At 41.9% G+C, this 12,218-nt stretch carries 8 protein-coding genes, 1 tRNA gene and 2 rRNA genes; 7 read left to right on the top strand and 4 right to left on the bottom strand.

The genetic code is table 11. From position 1 onward, the window contains the following. The first annotated feature begins 249 nt into the window (after positions 1 to 249). Both ACSUPM_RS03460 and rrf read left to right on the top strand, forming a co-directional pair. Positions 250 to 3,111 (top strand): 23S ribosomal RNA (locus tag ACSUPM_RS03460). Between the two features lie 182 nt (positions 3,112 to 3,293). Continuing rightward, a 5S ribosomal RNA gene (gene rrf, locus ACSUPM_RS03465) occupies positions 3,294 to 3,407 on the top strand. Between the two features lie 181 nt (positions 3,408 to 3,588). On the opposite strand, the gene ACSUPM_RS03470 is transcribed toward rrf, so the two are convergent. Then, complete coding sequence (locus tag ACSUPM_RS03470; protein ID WP_436880181.1) at positions 3,589 to 4,905, bottom strand: hypothetical protein; 1,317 nt, start codon at positions 4,903 to 4,905, stop codon at positions 3,589 to 3,591. Beyond that, entirely contained in the window at positions 4,890 to 5,339 is a 450-nt protein-coding gene (locus tag ACSUPM_RS03475) for a hypothetical protein (protein ID WP_436880182.1), read from the bottom strand. Before ACSUPM_RS03475 ends, ACSUPM_RS03470 begins: the two co-directional genes overlap by 16 nt. 237 nt (positions 5,340 to 5,576) lie before the next feature. Between ACSUPM_RS03475 and ACSUPM_RS03480 the strand changes: the two genes are divergently transcribed. The 3 genes from ACSUPM_RS03480 (at position 5,577) to ACSUPM_RS03490 (ending at position 7,266) form a co-directional block, all read left to right on the top strand. Further along, on the top strand, positions 5,577 to 5,993 hold the full coding sequence (locus ACSUPM_RS03480) for an OsmC family protein (protein WP_173239378.1): 417 nt from the start codon (positions 5,577 to 5,579) through the stop codon (positions 5,991 to 5,993). Positions 5,994 to 6,087: 94 nt separating this feature from the next. Beyond that, on the top strand, positions 6,088 to 6,552 hold the full coding sequence (locus ACSUPM_RS03485) for a flavodoxin family protein (RefSeq protein ID WP_436880183.1): 465 nt from the start codon (positions 6,088 to 6,090) through the stop codon (positions 6,550 to 6,552). A gap of 33 nt (positions 6,553 to 6,585) precedes the next feature. Further along, positions 6,586 to 7,266 carry a DUF938 domain-containing protein gene (locus ACSUPM_RS03490; RefSeq protein WP_436880184.1) on the top strand — a complete coding sequence of 227 codons (681 nt, stop codon included), beginning with the start codon at positions 6,586 to 6,588 and terminating at the stop codon, positions 7,264 to 7,266. A gap of 97 nt (positions 7,267 to 7,363) precedes the next feature. Here the strand turns inward: ACSUPM_RS03490 and ACSUPM_RS03495 are convergent, their stop codons facing one another. After that, on the bottom strand, positions 7,364 to 8,158 hold the full coding sequence (locus ACSUPM_RS03495; RefSeq protein WP_436880185.1) for a dienelactone hydrolase family protein: 795 nt from the start codon (positions 8,156 to 8,158) through the stop codon (positions 7,364 to 7,366). Between the two features lie 439 nt (positions 8,159 to 8,597). Here ACSUPM_RS03495 and ACSUPM_RS03500 point away from each other — a divergent pair, with 439 nt between their 5' ends. Together ACSUPM_RS03500 and ACSUPM_RS03505 are read left to right on the top strand one after the other, a co-directional pair. Beyond that, positions 8,598 to 10,685 carry a catalase gene (locus tag ACSUPM_RS03500; protein ID WP_201582266.1) on the top strand — a complete coding sequence of 696 codons (2,088 nt, stop codon included), beginning with the start codon at positions 8,598 to 8,600 and terminating at the stop codon, positions 10,683 to 10,685. 374 nt (positions 10,686 to 11,059) lie between these two features. Continuing rightward, positions 11,060 to 11,827: an MBL fold metallo-hydrolase gene (locus ACSUPM_RS03505; RefSeq protein ID WP_025653078.1), complete on the top strand. Its 768-nt coding sequence runs from the start codon at positions 11,060 to 11,062 to the stop codon at positions 11,825 to 11,827. 240 nt (positions 11,828 to 12,067) lie between these two features. Here ACSUPM_RS03505 and ACSUPM_RS03510 read toward each other — a convergent pair. Continuing rightward, positions 12,068 to 12,143 (bottom strand) — tRNA-Lys (locus ACSUPM_RS03510). Positions 12,144 to 12,218 lie beyond the last annotated feature (75 nt).

A 12,218-nucleotide genomic window follows, 5' to 3' on the forward strand; every position in this document is an offset into this window, starting at 1 on the left:
ACGAGAGCGTAAGAACTATTTAAAAACATAGATATGAGTCTGGGTTAGGAACACGTGTTCACGCGTTGTTCCTAACCTTAATAACTCACTACTTAACGACATCAGTTGTTATCCCAGTAGTGAGTTATTAAAAAAGTAAAGAGAACTGAATCAAGCGTATAAACATAGGTGATATCGTTATCATAATTAGACTTTATGACACTTTGAAGTTAAAACTTATTTATAAGTTAAGACTACTTGGGGTTGTATGGTCAAGTAATGAAGCGCACATGGTGGATGCCTTGGCAGTCAGAGGCGATGAAAGACGTGACAGCCTGCGATAAGCTTCGGGGAGGCGGCAATATCCTGTGATCCGGAGATTTCTGAATGGGGAAACCCACTTACCATAAGGTAGGTATCTTGTACTTGTACAAGAAGCGAACGAGGGGAAGTGAAACATCTCAGTACCCTTAGGAATAGACATCAAATGAGATTCCCCAAGTAGCGGCGAGCGAACGGGGAGAAGCCGATTAGTGCTAATGTAGAAGAACAGCGTGGGAAAGCTGACCGTAGTAGGTGATAGTCCTGTATTCGAAACATTAGCGTTAACATATTAAGTAGAGCGGGGCACGAGAAATCCTGTTTGAAGATGGGGGGACCATCCTCCAAGGCTAAATACTCCTGACTGACCGATAGTGAACCAGTACCGTGAGGGAAAGGCGAAAAGAACCCCTGTGAGGGGAGTGAAATAGAACCTGAAACCGTGTGCGTACAAGCAGTGGGAGCCTTAATTTATTAGGGTGACCGCGTACCTTTTGTATAATGGGTCAGCGACTTATGTTCTGTAGCAAGGTTAACCGTTTAGGGGAGCCGTAGGGAAACCGAGTCTTAATAGGGCGTTTAGTTGCAGGGCATAGACCCGAAACCGAGTGATCTATCCATGAGCAGGTTGAAAGTGCCGTAACAGGCACCGGAGGACCGAACCCACTGTCGTTGAAAAGCCAGGGGATGACTTGTGGATAGGGGTGAAAGGCTAATCAAACTCGGTGATAGCTGGTTCTCCCCGAAAGCTATTTAGGTAGCGCCTCGGACGAACACCATTGGGGGTAGAGCACTGTTTCGGCTAGGGGGTCATACCGACTTACCAAACCGATGCAAACTCCGAATACCGATGAGTGATATCCGGGAGACACACAGTGGGTGCTAACGTCCATTGTGGAGAGGGAAACAACCCAGACCGCCAGCTAAGGCCCCAAATTCCTAGTTAAGTGGGAAACGAGGTGGGAAGGCATAGACAGCTAGGAGGTTGGCTTAGAAGCAGCCATCCTTTAAAGAAAGCGTAATAGCTCACTAGTCGAGTCGGCCCGCGCGGAAGATGTAACGGGGCTCAAACTAGGAGCCGAAGCTGCGGATTTGAATTTGTTTTCAAGTGGTAGGGGAGCGTTGTGTAAGCCTGTGAAGGTGTGTCGTAAGGCATGCTGGAGGTATCACAAGAGCGAATGCTGACGTGAGTAACGATAATGCGAGTGAAAAGCTCGCACGCCGGAAGATCAAGGGTTCCAGTCCAACGTTAATCGGGGCTGGGTGAGTCGACCCCTAAGGCGAGGCCGAAAGGCGTAGTCGATGGGAAATCGGTTAATATTCCGATACTTGTTTATAATGCGATGGAGGGACGGAGAAGGTTATGTCAGCCTGGCGTTGGTTGTCCAGGTGAAAGGATGTAGGCTTACAACTTAGGTAAATCCGGGTTGTTATATGGCTGAGATCTGATAGCAAGCTGTACTTGTACAGCGAAGTGGCAAATACCATGCTTCCAGGAAAAGCTTCTAAGCAATAGTTATAAACGAATCGTACCCTAAACCGACACAGGTGATCAGGTAGAGAATACCAAGGCGCTTGAGAGAACTCTGCTGAAGGAACTAGGCAAAATGGTACCGTAACTTCGGGAGAAGGTACGCTGTTGATGGTGATAGGACTTGCTCCTTGAGCTGTTGACAGTCGCAGATACCAGGCTGCTGCAACTGTTTATTAAAAACACAGCACTCTGCAAACACGAAAGTGGACGTATAGGGTGTGATGCCTGCCCGGTGCTGGAAGGTTAATTGATGGGGTTAGCGTAAGCGAAGCTCTTGATCGAAGCCCCAGTAAACGGCGGCCGTAACTATAACGGTCCTAAGGTAGCGAAATTCCTTGTCGGGTAAGTTCCGACCTGCACGAATGGCATAATGATGGCAGCGCTGTCTCCAGCAGAGACTCAGTGAAATCGAAATCGCAGTGAAGATGCTGTGTACCCGCGGCTAGACGGAAAGACCCCGTGAACCTTTACTACAGCTTTACATTGAACTTTGACCTGACTTGTGCAGGATAGGTGGGAGGCTTTGAAGCCGAGACGCTAGTCTTGGTGGAGCCAATCTTGAAATACCACCCTGGTCATGTTGGGGTTCTAACTCAGGTATAACAATACCGAGGACAATGTATGGTGGGTAGTTTGACTGGGGCGGTCTCCTCCTAAAGAGTAACGGAGGAGTACGAAGGTGCGCTCAGACCGGTCGGAAATCGGTCGTAGAGTATAAAGGCAAAAGCGCGCTTAACTGCGAGACCCACAAGTCGAGCAGGTACGAAAGTAGGTCTTAGTGATCCGGTGGTTCTGTATGGAAGGGCCATCGCTCAACGGATAAAAGGTACTCTGGGGATAACAGGCTGATACCGCCCAAGAGTTCATATCGACGGCGGTGTTTGGCACCTCGATGTCGGCTCATCTCATCCTAGGGCTGAAGCAGGTCCTAAGGGTATGGCTGTTCGCCATTTAAAGAGGTACGCGAGCTGGGTTTAGAACGTCGTGAGACAGTTCGGTCCCTATCTACCGTGGGCGTTGGAAATTTGAGAGGATCTGCTCCTAGTACGAGAGGACCAGAGTGGACGAACCTCTGGTGTTCGGGTTGTCACGCCAGTGGCATTGCCCGGTAGCTACGTTCGGATGGGATAACCGCTGAAAGCATCTAAGCGGGAAGCCCACCTCAAGATTAGATTTCCCTAAAGAGCCGTTGAAGACTACGACGTTGATAGGCAGGGTGTGGAAGCACAGCGATGTGTGTAGCTAACCTGTACTAATTGCTCGTTTGGCTTGACCATACAACACCCAAGTGGTTTGTATCAAAGCTCTAATTAATCTATCTTGTAAAGCGAAAGCTTTAGAATATATATAATTTCGATATCACCTTTAACCTTGATTCAGTTAGGTTACAAGTTGGTCGACCAATAGATAATATCTTGACGTCATAATAACAACATCAGACTCATATCTAACCCCCTTTGCTGACGACAATAGCGCGATGGCCCCACCTGATCCCTTCCCGAACTCAGAAGTGAAACATCGTAGCGCCAATGGTAGTGTGGTTCGCCCATGTGAGAGTAGGTCATCGTCAGCTCTCTATTCTAGATAAAGCCCCTTAACTTAATTGTTAAGGGGCTTTTCTTCGTGTGCGGGATTTTATGAAGTTTCTGAATTCAATGGACATTTTCTTTCAGCTGAATTATTTATGTGCTTGTAAAAAAAGACCTTTATCATTTAGATAAAAGTCTTTTTAAATCTTACATTTCCATCTTTTTCTAAGCGTTGTGTGGGTTCCATTGTTGGTTAGATTTAAAAATATCCTGATATATTACATCTCTTATAGATTGTATATTGAATTTACTTTTATCCTCATTTAAGCGTAATATCCGTGGCAAACGACTTATTCCTAGCTTACCGTCAGCAATGGCATAATGCCTATATTGTTCATTGATAATGCTATTACATTCAAATTCGACGTAAATCATACTTTCGTTTTGTATTTTAGCCAAACGAACGGTTGACATAAAAAAGTCTTCTTGTAAGCTTTGCTCCATTTGAGAGATATCTTCTAATGAGTACTCAGGAGCTGTTCGGGATTTCAGTTTTTGCCAGAAGCTACCATTCTCTTTTATGTATTTATAGTCATCTATACTATCTTTGAAAGACTTTAAGTTTTCTATAGAATCCTCAGTTTCTTCAAGATTTGCTTTTATGATTTCTAATGTTGCTTTCATAGTTTCAGTATGATCACCGATGGCTTTCTCTTGAGAGCAAAGTAGGCTACGTGATTTATTTAATAATTGCGCCATAGAAGTTAACTTTACAGCCATTATTTCACTACTGGTTGAATACATAGAAAAAGGCTGTAATCGAAAATCTTCAATATTTTCATTCATTTTTTTTATCAACTGATCTAGATGATAAAATAAGTAGTCTTGGTCATTTACATCATGAAGCGCTACTTCGATCATTCCAGGTAGTTTTTGAAGTATCAATATCGATAACTGCTTTTCAAATTTAATCAAACGCTCTCTAATGACAATCTCTGGGTTGCTGCCATCTTGTTCAAGAGGTGCTCTTAGTAAAGGTTGTAGATAGTTTTGATATAACTGTTGAATCTCATGCACAGATCTCAGCAGTGTGTCCGATACACCTACGTCGAGTGTATATAGTCTTGTCATACAGTAGGCGGCATGTTCCATATATTGAGGATCATGCATTTGGTCTTTTCTAAGCACTATATGAGTTAAGTAGATATACTTTTTAACATTATTACCACTTTCATCTTCGTACAGAAATCGACGGAAAGAGTAAGCATTTTTGTCAACTTTATTCGCACTACCAATTAAAAACCAATAACTTTGTCCTTCCACAATAAAGAATTTTCTATCTTTACCTTCTTTTTTGATAAAGGAGGGCAGATGTGTAAGTTCTTGAAAGCTGAGGTCTGACGAGTCCCAATTACGAAAGTCGCGTCCTTGTATTTGTTGTTTGATAAAAACTTCTTTGAAGTAGGATTTGATGGTGTCGGTATCTAGTCTCCGTAAGCCCGTTTTAATCTCTAGAGTAATACTCTCTATCCATATAGCCAAATCAAATCATATAGAAATGCTGTCCGTATCATTTGCCTATATTTCTGATCAGAGATGCTATTATTTGTGTCTACACTATCAAGGTAGCTAAGAATCGCTTCGACCTCATCAGCCAACTTTATGGCATTGTAAGCGTTAATGTTTGGGTCGATAATTTTTAACATATGCCATGAGATAGCGCTTAATTCTTGATTATTCGTATGTAAGTTTTCAACAGTTTGTCTCAACGTATTAGGACTTTTATGAATCAGATTGTCTTCATCATTAAGAAAAATACCTCGCGGTTTTAATATATTTTCATAGACCGTATCTTGACCTTGCTGATTCAGTTTTGGAAGGATACTGTTTACAACGTCAGACCAGTCTGAACTGAGAGTAGGATCTATAGATTTTAGTTTATATAACTGATATTCAGATAGGTCATGAATATTCATTAAATTTGTCCCTTTAAGGTTTCACTATATCAAAATATATTAACTTAGTAATTATAGTGGGCAAATGTAGGATATCAAGTTATTACTTTCGAATTCGCACAAATAAGTGTGATATTTCTCTATAATCATTACTTATCATACATATATTAGAATGGATTAAGAGATGAGTCATGAATCGTACTAAAAATTTCAACTAAATCAATTATAAAAAAATGATCTAAAAAATAGGATAATAATATGACAACTTCAAAAGTAACCTATCAAGGCGATTTGCGTACCACTGCCATACATCTGCAATCAAAAGATGAAATAATTACCGATGCACCGACTGACAACCAAGGTAAGGGCGAGGCGTTTTCACCGACTGATTTACTAGCCACTAGCTTAGCCAGTTGTATGTTGACGATTATCGGGATTAAAGCTCGTGATATGGATATCGATATTGCAGGCACTATGGCTGAAGTGACCAAAGTAATGGCAGCTGACCCAAGACGTGTTAGCGAAGTACATATCGTAATTACTTTTAATCAACAGTTAGATGATAAAACGCAAAAAATATTCTATAACACCGCCTTAACTTGCCCAGTGGCTAATAGCTTGCATCCTGATATCATTCAAAAAGTGACTATTGATTCTAAGAGCTATTCATTCTAAGAACTATTCATTCTAAGAGCTATTAATTCTAAAAGTTGCTGATTCCAAGAACGACTAATTCCAAGAACTAATGACCTCTACAAGGGTGATTAATATGGCTAGCAAAACCTTACTTATTGTTGCGCATGCACCATCGCCGAATACTAAAAAATTAGCACAAGCGGCCTACGATGGTGCGAACCATCCTGATATAGATATTAATGTCATTCTGAAATCACCACAAGACACGCAGCCTCAAGATGTACTCGCGGCGGACGCACTTCTTCTTGGAACGACAGAGAATTTAGCGTATATGGCTGGGCTCACCAAAGACTTCTTTGATCGTTGCTATTATCCTGTGTTAGAGGGAAAGCAGGGTATGCCATTTGCGCTTTATATTCGTGCTGGACAAGATGGTACAGGTACTCATCGTGCGATGCAGACCATTACTACCGGATTGCGTTGGTCATGGATTCAAGAGGCGCTGATTTTGCAAGGTGATTGGCAAGAGGAATTCACTGAGCAAGTTGAAGAATTAGCAATGACGCTGGCGGCTGGAGTAGAAGCGGGTATTTACTAGTTTCTAATTCTGAATTGGGTTTAAAAGGTTGTTATGAATAATAAAAAATTAGGCAACACCGGTATCAATAATCAAAGTAAGCTACCGTTTTCGCAAGCTTGTGAGAACAATAAGCGACCCATTCTGTCTGTTTTGCAAAAAGAGTTAGTAGGATATTCGCAAGTATTAGAAGTAGGATCAGGAACGGGTCAGCACAGCGTGTACTTTGCACCAAACCTAACTCATCTCAATTGGCAAACTAGCGATATTGTCGCCAATCACGCTGCTATAAAAGCTTGGCATGATGCTCACCCTGCCTCTAATTTATATAAACCTTTGGCTTTTGACTTAACGACTGACACGCTACCTAGAAGCCTTAACAATGAGTCTTCTATAAGTGCTAACGACAAGCCTTATGATGCAGTATTTACGGCCAACACTTTACATATTATTTCGTGGTCTTTGGTCGAAAGACTTTTTGAGTCAGTGGGAGAGATGTTACCTGATAGTGGTAAATTTATAGTGTATGGCCCTTTCAATGACAATGGGCTTTATACGAGTAACAGCAATCGTCAGTTTGATAAAGCACTACGACAACGTGATGCTAATAGCGGTATACGCGATAAAGAAGATGTTGTAGCGTTGGCTGAAAAAAATTGGCTGACATTGGTTAAAGTGTATCCGATGCCAGCCAACAATCAGCTACTTGTTTTCAAAAAGATAGAGTCAGTTTAGTGCGTGTTGAACATTCACAAGAAAGCACTGCTGATAGCTAAAGTGGTGCAAAATAATACCATTCATAAAAATGTCATTTAACAACTTGAGTAGCAACTCATTTGTAAGTATTCTCTAAAAAGTTTAGATAACGATTCCAAGAGCGTTCATCTGCGCGAGCATCATATCTATCTTTATTATTGAAGTCCGTAAAAGCATGTACTGCACCACTATAAGTAATCATTTCATGCGGTACTTTAGCTGCTTCTAGCGTTTTGTTAAGCGCGGCAAAATCTTCGAACGGTACGGCTTCATCGGCTGAGCCATGAAACACCAATATCTCGCCTTTAGTATTGCTATAGCTTTGACCTGTTGGCGTCTCCAAGCCACCGTGAAAAGGGACAAAGGCTTTTTGCTCAAATCCTGAACGTGCCAGCTCTAGCGCGACACCACCACCAAAGCAATAACCCATCGTCACACCTTCGCGGACATTATTACCTTGGGCTTGTCCAGTATTTAACGCCGCAGTCAAAATACGGCGCATCTTACTGCGATTCTCATAAAGCTCAGAAGTCAGACGTTTTTTGTCTGCTAACTCAGTTGGGCGAATACCCGCGCCAAACATATCAGCAGCCAGGACATTATAGCCCTCAGTCGCCAGCATATCAGCTCGTTTTTTTTCGTAATCAGTCAACCCATCCCAATCATGAATGAGCAAAATAAAAGGCGCATTGGCTTTGTCCGCTTTGGCGTAATAGCCTTCATAATTCTGATTGTCTACTGTATAGCTGATACTTTTGGTCGTAATAGCTGCTGCTGTTTGACTAAGAGTCAATGCCATTACGCTTAATGACGTGTTGAAGAGCAGAGATTGGCACAAACGCTTACCGGGGTGAGTGACGTTCGATAACATAAGTAGTCCTTTATTTATGAATGATCAGGATGAATGCTTGGCTGCTCTCTCTTTTTATTCATAAGATACGCCCCGCAAGCAAGCAATAGTTTGATGAAGCATATTTTAGCAAGGCATACTTTAGAGAGTACCTTATAAAACCTGCTAATAACAAGCATGGCTATCAATAATAAAATGCACCTCATTTTTACTGTCAATTCGCAGTATTATTAACCAAATATCAACAAGCTTAACTATTTATATGACGTGTAACTTTGAATTTTTCGCTAAGATAAGTCGCAAGCCTATAATTTCTTTATCTTTTTAACAATCAGCATCGCTAAAACACAGACAATTAAACGACAGTTGAAGTCATTATTATCTCTACGGATATTAGAACTGTGTAGGTGCTTTTTTTGTTCTCATTAGAGTCCATTTCACTTATAAGCTAGGATATTTTATGAAAAAGAATATTGATCATAACGACCCCGCCAAAGATATGAACCCTGCGCGTGGTAATGGTGGCGAGACTCATCAGCGTGCTAGTGACGATGGCAAGGTGTTAACCACGCAACAAGGCGTCGCAATTTCAGACAACCAAAACTCGTTAAAAGCTGGCGCACGTGGTCCGGCCTTGTTAGAAGATTTCGTCTTACGCGAAAAAATCAATCACTTCGACCATGAGCGCATTCCAGAGCGTATCGTCCATGCTCGTGGTAGTGCGGCGCATGGTTATTTTGAGCTAACAGAGTCGTTAGAAGAATACACCACCGCTAAAATTCTGACTGAAACAGGTAAGCAGACACCTTTATTTACGCGTTTTTCTACGGTTGCTGGTAATAAAGGCTCCAAGGATACGCCACGTGATGTCCGAGGGTTTTCTGTAAAAATTTATACTGAAGAGGGTAATTGGGATATTGTCGGTAACAATATGCCGATTTTCTTTATTCAAGATGCCATTAAATTTCCAGATTTGATTCATGCGGTGAAACCAGAGCCTGATCGCGGATTCCCACAAGCAGCGTCTGCCCATGATACGTTCTGGGATTTTGTCTCGTTAAGTCCTGAGACCATGCATAATGTTATGTGGTTGATGAGTGATCGTGCGTTACCACGTAGCTTTAGTATGATGGAAGGCTTTGGTATTCACTCTTTCCGTTTTCTTAATAAAGAAGGGAAGAGTACCTTTGTACGCTTTCATTGGAAGCCAGTATTAGGCGTACAGTCTTTAATTTGGGATGAAGCAGTAAAAATCTCAGGCGCAGATCCTGATTATAATCGCCGTGATATGTATGAAGCTATCGAAAATGGTATGTTCTTTGAGTGGGAGTTTGGCGTTCAGTTATTTACCGAAGAAGAAGCTAATGAATTCCCGTTTGACCATTTAGACGCTACTAAGCTGATTCCAGAAGAATTAGTACCAGTTAAGATAGTCGGTAAAATGGTCTTGAATCGCAATCCAGACAACTTCTTCGCTGAAACAGAACAAGTGGCCTTTTGCCCATCGCATTTGCCGCCTGGTGTCGACTTCAGTAACGACCCATTATTACAAGGTCGCCTGTTTAGCTATCTAGACACCCAGCTATCGCGCCTAGGTTCGCCAAACTTTGCACAGATTCCTATCAACGCACCAAAGTGTCCGTTTGCTAACAATCAGCAGGATGGTCATATGCAAATGCGGGTACCTAAGACTAGAGTATTGTATGAGCCACAAAGCTTGGATCAAAGCCGTCCTCGCGAAAGTGTTAAGCACGGTTTTGAGTCATTCCATGAGCAGTTGGATGATGGTGTTAAAGGCCGTATCCGTGCTGAGAGCTTTGCAGATCATTATAGCCAGCCACGTATGTTCTATCGTAGTCAGACAGCTACTGAGCAAGCGCATATTGCAACGGCTTTTGCATTTGAGCTTGGCAAGGTAGATACAGGGTATGTACGTACCCGTGTCCTTAGTCACTTGATTCACATCGATGAAGATTTGGCCAATCGTGTGGCAACGGCGCTAGGTATGCAATTGCCAGAGCCTGCTGAAGCAGCAGCACCTGTGCAAGACTTAGGTACCTCTAAAGCAGTACAAACTATTGGTTTGACGCCTAAGAGCTTAAAAGGCCGTCTGCTAGGCATCTTAGTCGCAGAAGGTTCTAAGCATAGTGAAATTAAGAAATTCGAAGATGCGGCAAAAGCGGAAGGCGCGAGTGTGAAGATTGTCTCGCCGAATAAAGAAGTGACTTTAGACGATGGTACCCGTGTTCAAGCTGATGAGCGTCTTGCTGGTGGACCCTCAGTATTGTTTGATGCGGTAGTGAGTATCATTATGCCTGACCAAGCTAAGAAGCTAGCCATGGATAGCTCTGCGTTAGATTGGTTCAATGATGCTTACAATCACTGTAAAGCTATTGCATATTGCGGGGCGACGGATGAGTTTATATTAAGTAAACTGCCCGTCCAAAAAGATGCTTTTGTCACGCCATTGGCTGATTTGGATATCTTTATTGATAATGCAAAATCTCGTCTGTGGGAGCGTGAACCAAAGGTACGTGACCTTGCTTAATTAAACCTGTTTTACTATACAAAGAATCCAGCCTAAGTGCTGGGTTTTTTGCTTTTATAACCCTACAATTATTATTCACTTAGAAAGATAGCCACAAGCGTTCACTGAATGTCACTGACTATTAGATAACGAAGGTTATAATAAAGAAAATTATATTAATTAAGGTCTGTTGAACATTCAAATATTAGGACTGCTGATCGCTAAAATTGCACCAAACCTTTTATTAAATCAGGCGTAAACCGACGATAATGTCGAGACCTTAGCTAGGTTTATAACGACGTTTTGGGTGGTTTTAGCCACTGCCAGTGCCACATTTGAATGTTCAACAGACCCTAATAAAAGTAGTCTGATACGATCAGGCTTAGGGTTAGATAATGAGTTTATGTGAGATTGTACGTCTTGATGGTTATATACAAAGCACCTATTTAGCAGTATATCCCGATAAATTGATGTTGCTAGATGGCTGTTGCCGTGCTGACGTCTCTATGGTTCTTAGTTACATTCAAAAAACGCTGCAACGTCCTATAACAGACTTGAAGGTCGTTGTCGTGACGCATATGCATCCAGATCATGCAGGAGGTGCTAGTGCGCTCAGAAAAGCGACAGGCTGCCTTATTGTTTCCGCAGATAAACCGAAGCCGTGGTATGCAGGTATTAGTGGAAAAGCTATGTATTTAACGGATATTGCGCTGGCTCATTATGTTGCTCGTCGTACACAACGTCCTTATGCAAACCTATGGTACCCAACACATCTGCGCCCTGATATTACCGTTAAGGAGGGTGATTGTATTCCTAGCTTTGAGGAGTGGCAGGTACTTGAAACACCGGGTCATACCGATCGGGATTTGTCTTTGTTTCACCTTTCAACTAGGCAAGTATATACGGCTGACTTAATTATAAAGCTACGCCATAAGTTTGTCGCTCCTTTTCCGGTTCATTATCCAAAAGCTTATGTTCAATCTCTTCAAAAAATAAAAGACTTACGTCCTTCTAACGTTATGATGGCGCATGGCTGCGAGCTGCCTATTGACGCGGCAACTTTTGACATGCTTATCGCACAAGCTCCCAAAAAGCCTCGTACTATAACCGATACCATTAAGCATAAATTAAAAGGTGGAAAAACAAAGGTCAAGGATTACTAAAGTAGAATAGCTTCTATAGGTAGTCCTCTATAAATCAGATACGATGTCAGGCTCGCTTAGTCTACTATTTGCAGTACTCTCATTCGCTTTCCCTATATCCAAATTATATTGATATAGTCAGTAAAAGTAATATCGTCGCGTTTTTAGGATATTTCAGTTATATACACTATTCTTTATTAAAACCAAATTTAAGACAAAAAAAGCCCAGCCATTATAAATAATGGCTGGGCTTTTAGAATATGGTGGGCCGACCGCGACTCGAACGCGGGACCAATTGATTAAAAGTCAACTGCTCTACCAACTGAGCTATCGGCCCTGAGAAGCGTTAAAAAATTGCATGACAATTTTAGCTTCGCAAGATAAATTTCCTTAAAGGGAAATTTATTAAAAC

Source organism: Psychrobacter okhotskensis (assembly GCF_965638355.1).
GTDB lineage: Bacteria > Pseudomonadota > Gammaproteobacteria > Pseudomonadales > Moraxellaceae > Psychrobacter > Psychrobacter okhotskensis.

Bases quoted from the DNA above. Each gene is read 5' to 3' on its own strand.
- ACSUPM_RS03500 (WP_201582266.1), top strand. From the start codon at position 8,598: ATGAAAAAGAATATTGATCATAACGACCCCGCCAAAGATATGAACCCT.
- ACSUPM_RS03480 (WP_173239378.1), top strand. From the start codon at position 5,577: ATGACAACTTCAAAAGTAACCTATCAAGGCGATTTGCGTACCACTGCC.
- ACSUPM_RS03505 (WP_025653078.1), top strand. From the start codon at position 11,060: ATGAGTTTATGTGAGATTGTACGTCTTGATGGTTATATACAAAGCACC.
- ACSUPM_RS03475 (WP_436880182.1), bottom strand. From the start codon at position 5,339: ATGAATATTCATGACCTATCTGAATATCAGTTATATAAACTAAAATCT.
- ACSUPM_RS03485 (WP_436880183.1), top strand. From the start codon at position 6,088: ATGGCTAGCAAAACCTTACTTATTGTTGCGCATGCACCATCGCCGAAT.
- ACSUPM_RS03495 (WP_436880185.1), bottom strand. From the start codon at position 8,158: ATGTTATCGAACGTCACTCACCCCGGTAAGCGTTTGTGCCAATCTCTG.
- ACSUPM_RS03490 (WP_436880184.1), top strand. From the start codon at position 6,586: ATGAATAATAAAAAATTAGGCAACACCGGTATCAATAATCAAAGTAAG.